Genomic DNA, 17,037 nt, shown 5'->3' on the forward strand with positions numbered 1-17,037 from the left:
GGAATCCGGGGTGGTCGGGGCCTTGGCCCTCAAGGCGGAAGTGGAATAGTCGCTCATGCTTTCCTCCGTACCAGACCGAACGGGAACAGAATCAGGAGCACGACCATCAGCGTGTAGATGACGAAGGCGCCCACTTCGGGCACGTAGTACTTGCCGGCGACGTCGAACACGCCGAGGATCAGCGCGGCGATCAGCGGTCCCTTGATCGAGCCGGCGCCGCCGACGGCGACCACCAGCAGGAAGTAGACCATGTACTTGACGGGGAAGCTCGGGTCCAGGCCCAGCACGTCGATACCCAATCCTCCGCCCAGGCCGGCGAGACCCGAACCGAGCGCGAAGGTCAGCGAAAAGACGCGGCTGACGTTGATGCCGAGACCGGCGGCGGCGGTCTGGTTGTCGACCGAGGCGCGGATCTGGGCGCCGAAGCGGGTACGCTCGATCAGCAGGTACAGGCCCAGCGTGATCAGCACGACGACCGCGATCAGGAACAGCCGGTAGGAACCCAGGTCCAGGCCCAGCACGTGGACCTGGCCGCGCAGCCAGTCGGGCAGGTTGACCGGTTGCTGGGTCGGGCCGAACAGGAAGGTGGCGCCGGCCACCGCCATGAAGGTCAGGCCAATCGAGAACAGCACCTGGTCGAGGTGGCTGGCCTTGTACAGCCGGCGGTACAGCGTGCGTTCGAGGACCAGGCCGACGACCGCCGCGGCGATGAAGGCCAGCGGCAGCGTGGCCAGGAAGGGCAGCCCGAGCTTGCCGAGCAGGGTGACGCAGACGTAGCCGCCCACCATGGCAAAGGCGCCGTGCGCCAGGTTGACGAAGTTCATCAGGCCCATCGTGACCGACAGGCCGACGCTAATCAGGAACAACAGGCTGCCGTAGGCGATCCCGTCGAAGAGCACGCCGATGAAGTTGCCGATCATGGCTGCCTCCCGCGTGAGGTGTGGTGCTTGTTCATTTTGTCTCCTGCTACTCTGTTACTCGAATCGGTGAAAACCGCTGTCAGACGCGTTCGATCACCATGGCGATGCCCTGCCCGACCCCGATGCACATGGTGCACAAGGCGTACCGTCCGCCCGTCCGGTGCAGCTGATACACCGCCGTCGTCACCAGGCGCGCGCCGCTCATGCCGAGCGGATGGCCCAGCGCAATGCCGCCGCCGTAGGGATTCACGCGCGGATCGTCGTCGGCGATGCCCAGGTCGCGCAGGACGGCCAGCGCCTGCGACGCGAACGCTTCGTTGAGCTCGATGATGTCCATCTGGTCCAGGTGCATGCCGAGCTGCTGCATCAGCTTCCTGGTGGCCGGCGCCGGGCCGATGCCCATCACGCGCGGCGGCACGCCGGCGGTGGCCATGCCGACGATGCGCGCGCGCGGACGCAAGCCGTATTTTTCCATGGCCTCTTTGCTGGCCACCAGCAGCGCCGCCGCACCGTCGTTCACGCCCGAGGCGTTGCCGGCGGTAACGCTGCCCTCGGGATGCACGACCCCTTTCAGTTTCGCCAGCGCTTCCATGCTGGTCTCGCGCGGGTGCTCGTCCTGGGCGAAGACGATGGGCTCTCCTTTCTTCTGAGGGATCAAGACCGGCACGATTTCGTCCGCATACAGGCCCTCTTTCTGGGCGCGCGCCGTCTTCTGCTGGCTGGCCAGGGCGAAGCGGTCCTGGTCCTCGCGCGAGATCTGGTAGTCGTTTGCCACGTTCTCGGCCGTTTCCGGCATCGAGTCGGTGCCGTACAGCGCTTTCATCTGCTTGTTGGGGAAGCGCCAGCCGATCGTGGTGTCGAAGAGCGCGGCCTGGCGCGAGAAGGCGCTGTCGGCCTTGCCCATCACGAACGGCGCGCGCGTCATCGATTCGACGCCGCCGGCGATCATCAAGCGCGTCTCGCCCGACTTGATGGCGCGCGCGGCGATGCCGATCGCGTCCATCCCGGAGCCGCACAGGCGGTTCACGGTCGTGCCGGGCACGTCCGGCGGCAGTCCCGCCAGCAGCGAAGCCATGCGGGCCACGTTGCGGTTGTCTTCGCCGGCCTGGTTGGCGCAGCCGAACACCACGTCGTCGACGGCGCTCCAGTCCACGCCGGGGTTGCGCTGCATGAGTTCGCGCAGCGGCACCGCGCCCAGGTCGTCGGCGCGCACGTCCTTGAGCGCGCCGCCGTAGCGGCCGATGGGCGTGCGGATCGCGTCGACAATATACGCTTCAGTCATGTTCATCCTTTCGATTCGGGGGCCAGGAGGGGTGCGCTGGTGGCCGCCTGCAAGGCTTCAAAAGAGAGGCCCGGCGCCATTTCGCGCACGACCAGGCCATTCGGGGTGACGTCGAGCACGGCCAGATCGGTGTAGATGCGGTTCACGCAGGCCACACCGGTCAACGGGTAGGTGCATTCGCGCACGATCTTGCTTTCGCCCTGCTTGGTCTGGTGGTCCATCATCACGAACACCTGCTTGGCGCCGATCGCCAGATCCATCGCGCCGCCCACGGCGGGGATCGCGTCCGGCGCGCCGGTGTGCCAGTTGGCCAGGTCGCCCTTTTCCGAGACCTGGAACGCGCCCAGCACGCAGACGTCGAGGTGACCGCCGCGCATCATGGCGAACGAGTCGCCGTGGTGGAAGTAGGCGCCGCCGGTAAGCAGGGTGACCGGCTGCTTGCCGGCGTTGATCAGGTCGTCGTCTTCCTCGCCCGGACCTGGGGCCGGCCCCATGCCGAGCAGGCCGTTCTCGCTGTGCAGGAAAACTTCGCGATCGGCCGGCAGGTAGTTGGCGACCTTGGTCGGCAGGCCGATCCCGAGGTTGACATACGCGCCTTCGTGGATGTCCTGCGCCACGCGGGCGGCGATCTGGTCGCGGGTGAATCGGTTCATTGGGCTGTGGTTCAGTGGGCTGTTCATGCTGCCTCCTTCACGACACGCTGCACGAAGATGCCAGGCGTGACGATGACTTCCGGGTCGAGTTCGCCGAGCGGGACGATCTCGGCCACCTGGGCGATGGTGGTCTTGGCGGCCATCGCCATGATCGGGCCGAAGTTGCGCGCCGTCTTGCGGTACACGAGGTTGCCCCAGCGGTCGCCGCGCAGCGCCTTGATCAGCGCGAAGTCGGCGTGGATCGGCGACTCGAGCACATAGTGACGGCCGTCGATCAGGCGCGTTTCCTTGCCTTCGGCCAGCAGTGTGCCGTAGCCGGTCGGGGTGAAGAAGCCGCCGATGCCGGCGCCGGCGGCGCGGATGCGTTCGGCCAGGTTGCCCTGCGGCGTCAGTTCCAGCTCGATCTCGCCGGCGCGGTACAGGGCGTCGAAATGCTGCGAGTCGGTCTGGCGCGGGAAGGAGCAGACGATCTTGCGGACCCGCCGGGCCTTGAGCAGCGCCGCCAGGCCGGTGTCGCCGTTGCCGGCATTGTTGTTGACGATCGTGAGCTCGCGCGCACCTTGCGCGATCAGCGCGTCGATCAGCGCGGACGGCATGCCGGCGTTGCCGAAGCCGCCGATCATGACGGTTGCGCCGTCGTGCACGTCGGCGACGGCGCGCTCCAGCGATTCATAGGTTTTGTCGATCATGTGTTCACCTTGGTGTTCCCTGTCGTGCGCCCTGTGGCGACGGCGCAGCCTGAATGTCGAGCTTGAATATCGCGCTCGAATTTCGAGCTTGATTGAATTTTCGAAATGTTCGATAATCGAACTAATGATTGATTACCGACCAAATCAGTGTAGTGGCACGGCGCCCGAAAGGTCAAGAAAAAATCCCAATCAAAGCGCCCTGCCCTTGCATTAAAATCGCGCCATGAAAAAACCGATAAGCAAAGCACCCGCGACGGCCGCCGCCGGCCCTGCCGGCCTGCACGAGGAACGCGAGGCGACCATCGCCGAGCAGATCGACGCGATGACCGATCCGAGCTTCATGACCTCGCTGGCCCGCGGCCTGGCGGTGGTGCAGGCCTTCAGCGACTCGGGCAAACCCCAGACCATCGCCCAGATCAGCCAGAAGACCGGCATCCCGCGCGCCGCCGTGCGCCGCTGCCTCTACACGCTGCAGCAACTCGGCTATGTCGACGCCGAACTGAACAACTTCTCGCTGCGCCCGAAAGTGCTGACGCTCGGCTACTCCTACCTGTCGTCGACGCCGCTGACCGTCTCCAGCCAGCCCTACCTGAACGCCATCAGCCGCGAGCTGGGAGAGTCGTGCTCGCTCGCGGTGCTCGACGACGGCGAGGTGCTGTACGTGGCGCGCTCGGCCACTTCGCGCGTGATGTCGGTGGCCCTGAACACGGGCAGCCGCCTGCCGGCCTATTGCACGTCGCTTGGCCGCGTGATGCTGGCGCACCTGCCGCCCGAGGCCCTGGACGACTATCTGGCGCGCGTGAAGCTGCGCCCCATGACGGACAAGACCGTCACCAGCCAGAAGCGCCTGCGCGAGATCCTGCTGCGCGTGCGCCGCGACGGCTACGCCGTCAACGACGAGGAACTCGAACTGGGCTTGCGTTCGATCGCCGTTCCGGTGCGCGGGGCGACCGGCCAGGTGCTGGCCGCGCTCAACGTCGGCGCCCAGGCCGGCCGCGTGAGCGTCGAACGCATGCGCGAGGAGTTCCTGCCCATCCTGCAGCGCGGCGCGCAGGAACTCTCGGTGCTGTTGCCGTAATGCTTTCGAAGCTTCCCCCCATCTGTCACGCGACGTCCCCGCGCCTCGAGAAACCGTAGCGAGCGGAAGGAGCTTCGGTCGAGGAGCGCAGCCGTACAAACGTACGGCGAGCACCGCAGACCGAAGATCCGACGCGCAGTAGGTTGATCGAGGCGCGTTCAGAAGTGGTGACGCAGGCCCGCCATGACGCCGTTCTGCGCCAACCCAACCCCGACGGTGCCGCCGGCATCGAGCGCCACCGCCGAGGCGCCGTCGTTGTCCATGCGGCCCACCGCCGTGTAGACGAAGGTGCGCTTCGACATCGCGTAGGTCAGGCGCGCAACCAGCATGTCGACGTCCGAGTCCGAGTCCTTGGTGTCGCGGCGCGCGACCTGGGCGTCGATCGTGAAGGCGCCGATCGGGTGGCTGACGCCGAAGTAGTACAGGTTCGATTCGGTTTGCCCGGTCACGGCATTGAGTTCGCGCGCGATGACGCCGCCGCCCAGCTTGGTCGGACCCAGCATCAGGTAGCCGTTGACGGTGGCACGGATGTCGGTGTTGGCGCTGGTGGCCAGGCCACCGGCCGCGCCGGTGTTGCCGTACATGCGGTCATACGTGGCATTCAGGCCGAAGGCCTTGGTCTCGTAGCCGATCAGGCCGGTGTACTGGCGGCAGGCCTTGGCGTTGCCCGCCACCTCGCCGGGACAGTTGGTCGCGGCAGGACCGCCGGCGCTTGAAGCGTCGCGCCCGAAGCTGTAGGTCGCGCCCAGCACGAAGCCACTGAAATTGCCCATGTAGCCGATCGCGTTGTCGCTGCGCGCATTCGGCAGGTAAGGATCGATGCTGCCGATGGCGAACAGGTGCGGTCCCAGCACGTCGGTCTTCAGTCCCGCGATGTAGGTCATGTTCTGCTGGCGACCCACCGTCAGCGTGCCCCACGCGCCTTTCAGGCCGACGTTCGCCGCCCGCCCGAACAGGCGGCCGCCCTGCTGCTGCGCCCCCGTGTCCATCGCCAAGCCGTTCTCGAGCACGAAGAACGCCTGCAGCCCGCCGCCGAGATCCTCGGTGCCGCGAAAGCCGATGCGCGACGGGAAGGAGCTGGTAAGCGACGGCATCTTGGTGACCGAATCGCCCGCGCTGTTCACGTTCGTCATGCGGGCCAGGCCGCTGTCGACGATGCCGTAGAGCTGGACCGTGGCCTGGGCGTGGGCGAAGGTGGTGGCGCAGGCGGCGGCGATACCGCATACCAGCGCGGCGGCGCTGCAGGTGGTGTTCTTCATGTTGTCTCCGTGGTTTTTATGGGTCGTGCGATTATCGAACAAGAAGTTGTTAATCGAACGTGTTTTAGATACTATTGACGTCGCCGAAGGTTGTCAACAATATGAGGCAGCCTGATATGATCCGTGTCGACAACGACACACCGATGCCTGGCCCACCAGGCATCGGACAAGACCCACCACAGGAGACAAAACATGAAATACACGACGATTGCCGCCGCAACCGCGCTCGCTGCCGCCACCCTCGCCTTCGCGCCCGGGGCGCATGCGCAGGACACCATCAAGGTCGGCGTCATCGCCGCGTTTTCCGGACCGTTCGCCGACTACGGCAAGCAGATGCAGGGCGGGATCAAGGCCTGGATGGCCCAGCACGGCGACACGGTGGCCGGCAAGAAGATCCAGATCATCTACAAGGACACCACCGGTCCGGCGCCGGAAGTCGCCAAGCGCCTGGCGCAGGAACTCGTCGTGCGCGACAAGGTCGACTTCCTGGCGGGCTTCGGCCTGACGCCGGAAGCCCTGGCCGTGGCGCCGATCGCCCAGCAGGCGAAAAAGCCGATGATCATCATGAACGCGGCCACCTCGGTGATCACCACCAGGTCCGATTACATCGCGCGCTTTTCGATGACGCTGCCGCAGATCTCAGCGCCCATGGCCGACTGGGCCGTCAAGAACAAGGTGAACAACGTGGTGACCGTGGTGGCCGACTACGGCCCCGGGATCGACGCCGAAAAGGCCTTCAGCGAGCGCCTGGTGAAAAACGGCGGCAAGATCGTCGACGCGATCCGCGTCCCGCTGCGCAACCCGGAATTCGCCCCCTTCATCCAGCGCATCAAGAACATCAAGCCGGACGCCGTGTTCGTCTTCGTGCCGGCCGGCGAGCAGAGCATCGCCTTCATGAAGGGCTACCGCGAACGCGGCCTGGCGGAGGCCGGCATCAAGGTCATCGCCACCGGCGACCTGACCGACGACCACGTGCTGCCGGCCATGGGCGACAACACGCTGGGCGTGATCACCACCTTCCACTACTCGGCCGCGCACAAGTCGCCCGAGAACGAAGCCTTCCTGAAGAGTTTCGCCTCGGCCAACCCGCAGGGCGGCCGCCCGAACTTCATGGCGGTGGCCGCCTACGACGGCATGAACGCGATCTACCAGGTCAGCAACAAGCTGGGCGGCAAGATCGAGGGCGACAAGGCGATGGCGGTGCTCAAGGGAATGAAGATCCAGAGCCCGCGCGGGCCGATCATGATCGACCCGGCCACGCGCGACGTGGTGCAGACGGTCTACGTGCGCAAGGTGGAAAAGGTGAACGGGCAGCCGTACAACGTGGAGTTCGACCAGTTCGCGAACCAGAAGGATCCGGGCAAGTAACACCCGGGCGCCGGCGCGCCATCAGGCCCGCCGGCGCCATGACCGCAGGCCTCAAGCGCGGCCTTACGCCTCCAGCGCGCTCAGCGCCTTGACCGCCCCGCGCAACTGCGCCAGCAGCTGCGCCCTTGCGGCCTCGTCCAGATCCGGGAACATCGCCCGCTCCACCTCTGCCACCTTTGGATCGCACTGCCCCAGCACCGCATGCCCGGCCGTGGTCAGGTTGATCTGGATGATGCGCCCGTGCGCCGGATCGGGCGTGCGCGCGATCCATCCCTTCGCTTCCATCTGCTTGACCATCTCGTTGGCCGACTGCGGCGAAATCATCGTGCGCGTGGCGAGCTGGGCGTTCGACAGGGACCCGTGCGCGCGAAACACGGACAGGGCCGTGTACTGCGGCACGGTGAGGCCGGCCGGCGCCAGGCTCTCGCGCAGGCGCTGGCTCAGTATGTGGTCGAGACGCCCGACCAGGTACGCCAGGCCGATCGGCTTGGCGGTGGAGACGGCGGCGGGGGCCCTGGATGCCGGTGAAGGTTTTTTTGAAATAGTCATGAAAAAGTGCTTGTCAGCGAAATCAGCTCGGCATAGTATAAGCCGTATATCAGGCAGCCTGATAATATTCTTACTACTGAGGAGACATTGTATGTCCAAATACGCTGCGCGCTGGCAAACCGTCGAAGTGGAAGTCGCGAACGGTATCGGCTGGATCACCCTGAACCGTCCGGAGAAGCGCAATGCCATGAGCCCGACGCTCAACCGCGAGATGATCGACGTGCTCGAAACCCTCGAGCTGGACGACGATGCGCAGGTCGTGGTGCTGACCGGCGCGGGCGAGGCCTGGACCGCCGGGATGGATCTGAAGGAATACTTCCGCGAGACCGACGGCAAGCCCGAAATCATGCAGGAGCGGATGCGCCGCGACTGCTCGCAGTGGCAATGGAAGCTGCTGCGCATGTACAGCAAGGCGACCATCGCCATGGTCAACGGCTGGTGCTTCGGCGGCGCGTTCTCGCCGCTGGTCGCCTGCGACCTGGCGATCGCCGCCGACGACGCCGTGTTCGGCCTGTCGGAAGTGAACTGGGGTATCCCGCCGGGCAACCTGGTCAGCAAGGCCGTGGCCGACACCATGGGCCACCGCCAGGCGCTGCACTACATCATGACCGGCGACACCTTCACCGGCAAGGAAGCGGCCGCCATGGGGCTCGTCAACAAGAGCGTGCCGAAGGACCAGCTGCGCGCCGCCGTCATCGAACTGGCGAACAAGCTGCTCGAAAAGAACCCGGTGGTGCTGCGCTATGCGAAGGTCGGCTTCAAGCGCTGCCGCGAGCTGACCTGGGAACAGGGCGAGGACTACCTGTACGCCAAGATCGACCAGTCGAACTTCCGCGATCCGGAAAAAGGCCGCAAGGAAGGCCTCAAGCAGTTCCTGGACGACAAGACGATCAAGCCGGGCCTGCAGACCTACAAGCGCCAACCGTGAGCCGCGCGGCGTAGCGGTCGATCATAATAATTGCGAATAATAAATACACCGCGCGGCGCCCGCAACCGGGCAGCCGCCTACCATCGAAGTTGACAGAGGAGACCTCTGATGTTCCAAGCAGACCTGCTGCTGAACGGGCAAGCCCGTCCCGCATCGAACGGCGCCACCTTTGAGCGCCGTAATCCCGCCACCGGCGACGTCGCCACCCGCGCCGCCGCCGCCACCCTCGACGATGTCGACGCCGCCGTCGCCGCCGCAAAGGCGGCCTTCCCCGCCTGGTCGGCCATGGCGCCGGGCGAGCGCCGCACCCTGCTCCTGCGAGCGGCCGACAAGATGGAAGCGCTGCGCGGCCAGTTCGTCGAAACCGCCGTGGCGGAATGCGGCGGCGCGCCGATGTGGTACCAGTTCAACGTGACGCTCGCGTCCAACATGCTGCGCGAAGCGGCGTCCATGACGACCCAGATCAGCGGCGAAGTCATTCCGTCCGACGTGCCGGGTTCGCTCGCCATGGGCGTGCGCCAGGCCTGCGGCGTCGTGGTCGGCATCGCGCCCTGGAACGCGCCGATCATCCTCGGCACGCGCGCGCTCGCCATGCCGCTCGCCTGCGGCAATACGGTCATCCTGAAAGCGTCCGAGATGTGCCCGCTGCTGCACCGCCTGATCGGCCAGGCGTTCGTCGACGCCGGCTTCCCGCAAGGCGTGGTGAACGTCATCACCAACGCCCCGGACGACGCGCCGCAGATCGTCGAGCGCCTGATCGCCGCTCCGGCCGTGCGCCGCATTAACTTCACCGGTTCGACCAAGGTCGGACGCATCATCGCCCAGCAGGCGGCGAAATACCTGAAACCGGTGCTGCTGGAACTGGGCGGCAAGAACCCGGTCGTGGTGCTGGACGACGCCGACCTCGATGCGGCGGTGGAAGCGGCGGCGTTTTCCGCCTTCTTCAACCAGGGCCAGATCTGCATGTCGGCCGACCGCATCCTGGTCGACCGCAAGGTCGCCGACGCGTTCATCGGCAAGCTGGCCGCCAAGACCGCGACCCTCAAGGCGGCCCGCAGCGACGCCCCGCTGGCCGGCATGATCGACCCGGGCGCGGCCGAGCGCGTGCAGGCGATGCTGGACGACGCCAGCGCCCGCGGCGCGGCGGTGACCCGGTCCGGTCCTGGCGTGGAAGGCAACATCATGCAGCCGGCGATCGTCGACAACGTCACGCCCGAGATGCTGGTCTACCAGGAGGAATCGTTCGGCCCGATCGTCTCGGTGCTGCGTTTCGACAGCGACGAGGAAGCCATCCGCATGGCCAACGACAGCGAATACGGCCTGTCCGCGGCCGTGTTCAGCCGCGACATCGGCCGCGCGATGGCGCTGGCCCGGCGCATCGAGTCGGGCATCTGCCACATCAATGGCCCGACCGTGCATGACGAAGCGCAGATGCCCTTCGGCGGCGTCAAGGGCAGCGGCTACGGGCGCTTCGGCGGCAAGGCGGCCATCGCCGAGTTCACCGACCTGCGCTGGATCACGATACAGACCACGCCGCGCCACTTCCCGATCTGAAGGGGGCTGCCATGACCCAATCAACGATTGTGGCGGGCGGTGGCACTGATGGGCTCGCAGCTGGGACGCATGCGCGGCGGCATGTCGACCTCGGCAATCCCGAAGTCGCCGCCTACCAGGTGGACGGCGCCTGGCATCTCGACGCGGTCACGCCGCTCGCGCCCTTCCCCGCGCGCTTCACCGACCGGCTGGTCGAGGGCGCGCGCGCGCACCCGGAGCGCACGCTGGTGGCGCGGCGCGGGCTTGATGGCGAATGGATCCGCCTGTCCTATGCGAAGGTGCTGGAAAACGCGCGCCGCATCGGCCAGGCCCTGCTGGACCGCGGCCTGTCGGAGCAGCGCCCGCTGGTCATCCTGTCGGGGAACGACCTCGAACACTTCCAGCTCGCCCTCGGCGCCATGTATGCCGGCATCCCCTATTCGCCGCTGTCCCCGGCCTATTCGCTGGTGGCGACCGACCCGGCCAAGCTGCGCGACCTGATCGAGCAGTTGACGCCGGGCGCGCTGTTCGCCAGCGACGGCGCGGCCTATTCGCGCGCCATCGAGGCCGTGCTGGCGCCGGACATGGAACTGATTCTGGCATCAGGCGACGTGCCGGGACGCCCGGCCACCGCCTTCGCGTCGCTGCTCGCCACCGAACCCACCACCATCGACGCCCGCAACGCACAGGTGGGGCCGGCGACCATCGCCAAGTTCCTGTTCACCTCGGGCTCGACCAAGAAGCCGAAGGCGGTCGTGACCACCCACGGCATGCTCAGCAGTAACCAGCAGATGCTGCTGCAGACCTTCCCCTTTTTTGGCGCGGAGCCGCCGGTGCTGCTCGACTGGCTGCCCTGGAACCACACCTTCGGGGGCAGCCACAACGTCGGCATCGTGCTCTACAACGGCGGCACGCTCTACCTCGATGACGGCCGGCCGACGCCGAAGGACTTCGCCACCACCCTGAGGAACCTGCGCGAGATCGCCCCGACCGTCTACTTCAACATCCCGGTGGCCTGGGAGATGCTGGCCGAGGCGCTGGAAACCGACGACCAGTTGGCCAAGACCTTCTTCTCGCGCGTGAAACTGTTCTTCTGCGCCGGGGCCGGGCTGTCGCAGGCCGCGTGGGAACACCTGGACCGGGTCGCGCTCGCGCGCTGCGGCGAGTCGATCCGCATCATGACCGGCCTGGGCATGACCGAAACGTCGCCGTCGTGCACCTTCGGCACCGGGCCGATCCTCAAGGCCGGCTACGTCGGCGTGCCGGCGCCGGGCTGCAAGGTGAAGCTGGTGCCGCTCGCCGGCAAGCTCGAGGCCCGCTTTCACGGTCCGCATGTGACGCCCGGCTACTGGCGCGCGCCGCAGCTCACGGCCGAGGCCTTCGACAGCGACGGCTACTATTGCACCGGCGACGCCCTGCGCTTCGTCGACGAGGCGCATCCTGAACTGGGCTTCATGTTCGACGGACGCATCGCCGAGGACTTCAAGCTCAGTTCTGGCACCTTCGTGAGCGTCGGTCCGCTGCGCGCGCGCGTCATCAGCCAGGGCGCGCCCTACGTGCAGGATGCGGTGGTCACGGGCCTGAACCGGCACGCGATCGGCCTGCTCGTGTTCCCGCGCATGGACAACTGCCTGGTGCTGTCGGAGCTGCCGCCCGGCGCTGCGGCGGCCGAGGTGCTGGCCAGCGAACCGGTGCGCGCTTTCTTCACAGGTCTGCTGGCGACCCTGAACGTGGATGCGGGCGGGTCGTCGAAGCGGGTCGAGCGCATGCTGCTGCTGGCCGAGCCGCCCTCGATCGACGCCAGGGAGCAGACCGACAAGGGATCCATCAACCAGGCCGCGGTGCTGCAGCGGCGCGCGGCCCTGGTCGATGCGATGTATGACGGAACCGAACCCGGCACCATCGTTGCTGCATGAAACCTAAAAAACACGGAGACAACATGAAACTGCACACCCTGGCCTGCCTTGGCCTTGCCATCCTGCCTCTCGCCAGCGCCCCCGTTCTCGCGCAGGACACGATCAAGATCGGCGTCATCGCCGCGCTCACGGGGCCGTTCGTCAACATCGGCAAGCCGTTCGAGGACGGGATCAAGACCTACATGAAGCTGCACGGCGACCAGGTCGCCGGCAAGAAGATCCAGGTCATCTACCGCGACGACGGCGGCAGCAACGTCGAGCACTCCAAGCGCGCGGCCCAGGAGCTGATCGGCCGTGAAAAGGTCGACTTCCTGATCGGCTTTTCGCTGACGCCGAGCGCGCTGGCGGTGGCGCCGGTGGCGACGCAGGGCAAGACGCCGATGATCGTCATGAACGCGGTCACGACCGGCATCACGTCCAGGTCGCCCTACATGCTGCGCACCTCGATGACGATGCAGCAGATGACCGAGCCCTTCGGCACCTGGACCGCGCAGAACAAGATCGGCAACGTGTTCTCGCTGGTGACCGACTACAGCACCGGCCACGACGCCGAGGCGAAGTTCGCCAAGGGCTTGACCGAGAGTGGCGGCAAGATCATCGGTTCCTCGCGCATCCCGCTGGCCAATCCCGACTATTCGCCGTTCGTGCAGCGCGTGAAGGACGCCAAGCCGGACGCGGTCTTCTTCTTCGCGCCGGGGGCCGAAGACGGCGCCGGCATGCTCAAGGCGTACAGCGACAAGGGACTGGACAAGGCGGGCATCAAGTTTCTCGGCGTGGGCGACATGACGAGCGACAGCCCGACCCTGGAGGCGCTGGGCGAGCGTGCGCTCGGCGCGGTCACGGTGCTCAATTACTCGACCGCGCTCGACAACGAGGCCAACAAGATCTTCCTGAAAGCCTACGCTGACGCCAATCCGGGCCGTCCGGCGCCCACGTTCGTCACCGTCGCGGCCTACGACACGATGGGCATGATCTATGAAACCGTCCGCAAGCTGGGCGGCAAGGTCACCGGCGACGCGGCGCTGAAGGTGCTGTCGAACATGAAGTGGAACAGCCCGCGCGGACCGATCAGCATCGATCCGAAGACCCGCGACATCGTGCAGAACATGTACATCCGCGAGGTGAAGAAGGTCAACGGCAAGCTGGTGAACCAGCCGATCGGCGTCCTGAAGGACGTCCGTCCGGACTGAGCGCCGCTCTCCGACGTAACTGCTGCGCGCCCCTGCCGGGGCCGCGCAGCCGCACAGCGCACAGCCGCACATCCGACGTTTCGACACGATCTGTTACCCCGCAGAGGAGACATCACGCATGAACGCCCGACACCTCGGCATCGTCGCCGCCCTGACCACGTCGCTGGGCCTGGCCGGCTGCAGCGACGATGACGCCCCCGTCCCGCCGCCCGTCGCACCCGCTCCGCCCGTGCAGGGCGCGCCGCTCCCCCGGCTGGCCCCGGCCGTCGGCGCCGCGCTCGGCGCCTGTGCCGAACTCGCAACCCGCATCAGCTATCCCGACACGCACATCACCGCCGCCAAGCCGGTCGCCGCCGGCGCCCTCGCCGTTGCCGGCAAGCCGGTCGCGGCCCACTGCCAGGTCACCGGCCAGATGCTGCGCAGGGTCAGCCCGGTCGACGGCGAGCGCTACGCGATCGGCTTCGAGATGCGCCTGCCGCTCGACTGGAACGGGCGCATGTTCTACCAGGCCAACGGCGGCGTCGACGGCAGCGTCGTTCCCGCCACCGGCCCGGCCGGCGCCGCGGCGCTCGACAACGCGCTGAACATGGGCTTTGCCGTCATCAGTTCGGACGCCGGCCACGGCGCCCCGACACCGTTCTTCGGGCTCGACCCAGAGGCCCGCCTCGACTACGGCTACGCCGCGGTCGGCAAGCTCACGCCGATGGCCAAGAGCGCGATCCAGGCCGCCTATGGCAAGGGCCCCGACCGTTCCTACATCGGCGGATGCTCGAACGGCGGGCGCCACGCGATGGTGGCGGCAAGCCGCTACGCCGACCAGTACGACGGCTTCCTGGTCGGGAACCCCGGCTACCGCCTGCCGCTGGCGGCGATCGCCAACATCGCCGGCGCCAAGACCTACGCGGCGCTGGCCAGCACGCCGGGCGAACCCGCCACCGGGTTCACCCAGCCGGAACGCGCCCTCGTGTCGAACGCGGTGCTCGGCAAGTGCGACGCGCTCGACGGCGCCACGGACGGCATGATCCAGGACGGCGCCGCCTGCCAGGCCGCGTTCGACCTGCAGCGCGACGTGCCGACCTGCAGCGGCGCGCGCGACGGCGCCTGCCTGAGCGCGGCGCAAAAGACCGGCATCGGCGCGCTATTCGCGGGCGCCAGGACCGGCTCCGGCGCCACCATCTACACCAGCTTCCCCTACGACGCCGGGTTGGCGGCGAACGGCTGGGCCAGCTGGAAGTTCAGCGCGCCGATCAACCTGGATTCCGGCGCGGTCGCCTTCATCTTTTCGGCGCCGCCGGAAGACCCGGCAAGCTTCGACGGCCGCGACTTCGTCCTGACGCGCAGCCTCGACCAGATGCTGGCACGGATCAACGCCACCAGCGCGCGCTTTCCCGAGAACGCCATGTCCTTCATGACGGCGCCCGACGCGACCAATCTCGGCAAGCTCAAACAGCGCGGCGCCAAGATGCTGGTCTACCATGGCACCAGCGACCCGATCTTTTCCAGCGACGACACCCGCGACTGGTACCGGGGCCTGGCCACGGCCAACCTGGGTGACGCATCGAACTTCGCCCGCTACTTCCCGGTGCCCGGCATGAACCACTGCGCGGGCGGCCCGGCCACCGACCAGTTCGACATGCTGACGCCGCTCGTGAACTGGGTCGAGCATGGCCAGGCGCCGGACAGCGTGACCGCCAGCGCCCGCGGCGCGGGCAATGCCGCGGGCGTGAACGCCGACCTGCCGCCAACCTGGTCGGCGACACGCACGCGGCCCCTGTGCCCGTTCCCGCAGGTGGCGCGCTACAAGGGCAGCGGCAACGTCGAGGACGCGGCCAGCTTCGCCTGCCGATAGCGCTGCCCCGCAAACGGATTGACGCCACGCCGGCCTGGGCCGGCGGGCGTCCGTGCGCCCCGCCGCACTCTCCAACGACACCCCGACCCGCCACGCGGCGTCGCGGCCGCGCGAAAACTGCACAACATCGTTTGTTATGCGCAAACATTTTGATTGCGCGGCCATCGGAACCTGCCCTACACTTCCCGTCGTATGCAGAACACGCCGTGACAGGCACGCCCTGCGGCGGGAACCGGAACAGGAGACGACATGAACGACAAACCGATCCGCCGGATCGTGATCGTGGGCGGCGGCACCGCCGGCTGGATGACCGCCGCCCCGCTGGTGCAGCGCCTGGCGCGGCGCGCCGGCGCCCCCTGCGAGGTGACCCTGGTGGAGTCGCCCGAAATCGGCACCATCGGGGTCGGCGAGGCGACCCTGCCCACCATCCGCTTCTACAACGCCGCGCTGGGCCTGGATCCCGACGACTTCGTGCGGCAAACCCGGGCCAGCTACAAGCTCGGCATCGAGTTCAGGGACTGGGGCCACGTCGGCAACCGCTTCTTCCATGGCTTCGGCGACTTCGGCCCTTCGCTCGGCAAGCACCCGACCCACATGTTCTGGCTGCGCATGGCCAGGGAGTTCAACAACATGCCTGCGCTGGAGAACTGGTCGGTGTCCGCGATGATGGCGCGCCAGTCGAAGTTCGCGCCGCCGGACAACCGCACGCCCTCGGTCAGCGACGCGTATTCGTATGGCTACCATTTCGACGCTGGCCTGTACGCCGGTTACCTGCGCGACTACGCCGTGGCGCGCGGCGCCCGGCGCATCGAGGGCATGGTGGTCGAGGTCGAGCGGCACCCGGACAACGGCTTCATCACGGCGCTCAAGCTGCGCGACGGGCGCCGGCTCGAAGGCGACCTTTTCATCGACTGCTCGGGCTTTCGCGGCCTGTTGATCGAGGGCGCCCTGAAAGCCGGTTACGAGCACTGGAGCGGGCAGCTGCCATGCGACAGCGCGCTGGCCGTCCCCTGCGCCGCCGCAGGGACGGCCAGCGCGCTGTCGCCCTCGCTGTCGCCCTCGCTGTTGCCCTCGCTGTTGCCCTATACCCGCTCCACCGCCAAGGACGCCGGCTGGATCTGGCGCATCCCGCTGCAGCACCGCACCGGCAACGGCCACGTCTACAGCAGCGCCTTCACCAGCGACGATCGGGCGCGCGAGGCGCTGCTCGCCTCCCTCGACGGCGCCGCGCTCGACGAGCCGCGCCAGCTGCGTTTCGTGACCGGCCGCCGGCGCAAGTCCTGGATCGGGAATTGCGTGGCGGTGGGCCTGGCCGCCGGCTTCGTCGAGCCGCTCGAATCGACCAGCATCCACCTGATCGAGACCGCGGTAGGCAAGCTGCTCGAACTGTTCCCGGACCGTGACTGCCGCCCCGAACTGGCTGACGAGTTCAACCGCGTCATGGGCATGCGCTACGAATCGGTGCGCGACTTCATCATCCTGCACTACAAGCTGACGCAGCGCGACGATTCGGAATTCTGGCGCTACTGCGCCAACATGCCGATTCCGGATTCGCTGCGCCACCAGATCGCGCTGTTTCGCGAGACCGGACGGGTGACCATCCTGGACCACGACGGCTTTGCCGAGCCGTCCTTCGTGGCCATGCTGATGGGGCTCGGCGTGGTCCCGAAGCGCTACGACCCTTTCGTGGACGCGCTGGACATGCGCCAGGTGCACGGGCACTTCGCCGGCGTGCGCGACATGATCGGCCAGGTCGTGAGCCGGATGCCGGAACATCGCGCCTACATCGCGCACCAGGTGCGGCCGCCCGCGGCCGCCTGATT

At 67.3% G+C, this 17,037-nt stretch carries 14 protein-coding genes; 8 read left to right on the forward strand and 6 right to left on the reverse strand.

Features of this window, described 5'->3' with window-relative positions; translation table 11 throughout:
• Nucleotides 1-53 precede the first annotated feature (53 nt).
• From ABIB38_RS04855 to ABIB38_RS04870, 4 genes are all read right to left on the reverse strand, one after another.
• Nucleotides 54-920, reverse strand: coding sequence for a branched-chain amino acid ABC transporter permease (locus ABIB38_RS04855; RefSeq protein ID WP_429202231.1), 867 nt, complete (start codon nt 918-920; stop codon nt 54-56).
• Nucleotides 921-999: 79 nt separating this feature from the next.
• Nucleotides 1,000-2,202 carry a 3-oxoadipyl-CoA thiolase gene (gene pcaF, locus ABIB38_RS04860; RefSeq protein ID WP_429202233.1) on the reverse strand — a complete coding sequence of 401 codons (1,203 nt, stop codon included), beginning with the start codon at nt 2,200-2,202 and terminating at the stop codon, nt 1,000-1,002.
• 2 nt (nt 2,203-2,204) lie between these two features.
• Nucleotides 2,205-2,855 carry a CoA transferase subunit B gene (locus tag ABIB38_RS04865; RefSeq protein ID WP_429202235.1) on the reverse strand — a complete coding sequence of 217 codons (651 nt, stop codon included), beginning with the start codon at nt 2,853-2,855 and terminating at the stop codon, nt 2,205-2,207.
• A gap of 23 nt (nt 2,856-2,878) precedes the next feature.
• Nucleotides 2,879-3,544, reverse strand: a complete 666-nt coding sequence (locus tag ABIB38_RS04870; RefSeq protein WP_429202236.1) for a 3-oxoacid CoA-transferase subunit A — start codon at nt 3,542-3,544, stop codon at nt 2,879-2,881.
• A gap of 223 nt (nt 3,545-3,767) precedes the next feature.
• Between ABIB38_RS04870 and ABIB38_RS04875 the strand changes: the two genes are divergently transcribed.
• On the forward strand, nt 3,768-4,622 hold the full coding sequence (locus tag ABIB38_RS04875) for an IclR family transcriptional regulator domain-containing protein (protein ID WP_429202238.1): 855 nt from the start codon (nt 3,768-3,770) through the stop codon (nt 4,620-4,622).
• A gap of 158 nt (nt 4,623-4,780) precedes the next feature.
• Here ABIB38_RS04875 and ABIB38_RS04880 read toward each other — a convergent pair whose 3' ends face one another.
• Nucleotides 4,781-5,881 carry a porin gene (locus ABIB38_RS04880; protein ID WP_429202240.1) on the reverse strand — a complete coding sequence of 367 codons (1,101 nt, stop codon included), beginning with the start codon at nt 5,879-5,881 and terminating at the stop codon, nt 4,781-4,783.
• Nucleotides 5,882-6,073: 192 nt separating this feature from the next.
• On the opposite strand from ABIB38_RS04880, the gene ABIB38_RS04885 reads away from it, so the two are divergent.
• Nucleotides 6,074-7,249 carry an ABC transporter substrate-binding protein gene (locus ABIB38_RS04885; RefSeq protein ID WP_429202242.1) on the forward strand — a complete coding sequence of 392 codons (1,176 nt, stop codon included), beginning with the start codon at nt 6,074-6,076 and terminating at the stop codon, nt 7,247-7,249.
• A 63-nt stretch (nt 7,250-7,312) separates the two neighbouring features.
• Here ABIB38_RS04885 and ABIB38_RS04890 read toward each other — a convergent pair whose 3' ends face one another.
• Nucleotides 7,313-7,798 (reverse strand): MarR family winged helix-turn-helix transcriptional regulator, encoded by a 486-nt coding sequence (locus tag ABIB38_RS04890; RefSeq protein ID WP_429202244.1) that lies wholly within the window; start codon nt 7,796-7,798, stop codon nt 7,313-7,315.
• A gap of 91 nt (nt 7,799-7,889) precedes the next feature.
• On the opposite strand from ABIB38_RS04890, the gene ABIB38_RS04895 reads away from it, so the two are divergent.
• The 6 genes from ABIB38_RS04895 to ABIB38_RS04920 all read left to right on the forward strand — a co-directional run bounded on the left by ABIB38_RS04895 (nt 7,890) and on the right by ABIB38_RS04920 (nt 17,035).
• Entirely contained in the window at nt 7,890-8,726 is an 837-nt protein-coding gene (locus tag ABIB38_RS04895) for a p-hydroxycinnamoyl CoA hydratase/lyase (RefSeq protein ID WP_429202246.1), read from the forward strand.
• 108 nt (nt 8,727-8,834) lie between these two features.
• The gene (locus ABIB38_RS04900) at nt 8,835-10,280 is read left to right on the forward strand and encodes an aldehyde dehydrogenase (RefSeq protein WP_429202247.1); all 1,446 of its coding nucleotides are present in this window, start codon (nt 8,835-8,837) and stop codon (nt 10,278-10,280) included.
• Nucleotides 10,281-10,291: 11 nt separating this feature from the next.
• Complete coding sequence (locus tag ABIB38_RS04905; RefSeq protein ID WP_429202249.1) at nt 10,292-12,175, forward strand: feruloyl-CoA synthase; 1,884 nt, start codon at nt 10,292-10,294, stop codon at nt 12,173-12,175.
• A 23-nt stretch (nt 12,176-12,198) separates the two neighbouring features.
• On the forward strand, nt 12,199-13,365 hold the full coding sequence (locus tag ABIB38_RS04910) for an ABC transporter substrate-binding protein (protein ID WP_429202251.1): 1,167 nt from the start codon (nt 12,199-12,201) through the stop codon (nt 13,363-13,365).
• Nucleotides 13,366-13,483: 118 nt separating this feature from the next.
• Nucleotides 13,484-15,214: a tannase/feruloyl esterase family alpha/beta hydrolase gene (locus tag ABIB38_RS04915; protein WP_429202252.1), complete on the forward strand. Its 1,731-nt coding sequence runs from the start codon at nt 13,484-13,486 to the stop codon at nt 15,212-15,214.
• 249 nt (nt 15,215-15,463) lie between these two features.
• Nucleotides 15,464-17,035, forward strand: coding sequence for a tryptophan halogenase family protein (locus ABIB38_RS04920; RefSeq protein ID WP_429202254.1), 1,572 nt, complete (start codon nt 15,464-15,466; stop codon nt 17,033-17,035).
• Nucleotides 17,036-17,037 lie beyond the last annotated feature (2 nt).

This window comes from Massilia sp. UYP11, assembly GCF_050434805.1.
Classification (GTDB): domain Bacteria; phylum Pseudomonadota; class Gammaproteobacteria; order Burkholderiales; family Burkholderiaceae_D; genus Telluria.

Coding starts and splice junctions, on each gene's coding strand:
- ABIB38_RS04855 (WP_429202231.1), bottom strand. CDS start 920: ATGATCGGCAACTTCATCGGCGTGCTCTTCGACGGGATCGCCTACGGC.
- pcaF (WP_429202233.1), bottom strand. CDS start 2,202: ATGACTGAAGCGTATATTGTCGACGCGATCCGCACGCCCATCGGCCGC.
- ABIB38_RS04865 (WP_429202235.1), bottom strand. CDS start 2,855: ATGAACCGATTCACCCGCGACCAGATCGCCGCCCGCGTGGCGCAGGAC.
- ABIB38_RS04870 (WP_429202236.1), bottom strand. CDS start 3,544: ATGATCGACAAAACCTATGAATCGCTGGAGCGCGCCGTCGCCGACGTG.
- ABIB38_RS04875 (WP_429202238.1), top strand. CDS start 3,768: ATGAAAAAACCGATAAGCAAAGCACCCGCGACGGCCGCCGCCGGCCCT.
- ABIB38_RS04880 (WP_429202240.1), bottom strand. CDS start 5,881: ATGAAGAACACCACCTGCAGCGCCGCCGCGCTGGTATGCGGTATCGCC.
- ABIB38_RS04885 (WP_429202242.1), top strand. CDS start 6,074: ATGAAATACACGACGATTGCCGCCGCAACCGCGCTCGCTGCCGCCACC.
- ABIB38_RS04890 (WP_429202244.1), bottom strand. CDS start 7,798: ATGACTATTTCAAAAAAACCTTCACCGGCATCCAGGGCCCCCGCCGCC.
- ABIB38_RS04895 (WP_429202246.1), top strand. CDS start 7,890: ATGTCCAAATACGCTGCGCGCTGGCAAACCGTCGAAGTGGAAGTCGCG.
- ABIB38_RS04900 (WP_429202247.1), top strand. CDS start 8,835: ATGTTCCAAGCAGACCTGCTGCTGAACGGGCAAGCCCGTCCCGCATCG.
- ABIB38_RS04905 (WP_429202249.1), top strand. CDS start 10,292: ATGACCCAATCAACGATTGTGGCGGGCGGTGGCACTGATGGGCTCGCA.
- ABIB38_RS04910 (WP_429202251.1), top strand. CDS start 12,199: ATGAAACTGCACACCCTGGCCTGCCTTGGCCTTGCCATCCTGCCTCTC.
- ABIB38_RS04915 (WP_429202252.1), top strand. CDS start 13,484: ATGAACGCCCGACACCTCGGCATCGTCGCCGCCCTGACCACGTCGCTG.
- ABIB38_RS04920 (WP_429202254.1), top strand. CDS start 15,464: ATGAACGACAAACCGATCCGCCGGATCGTGATCGTGGGCGGCGGCACC.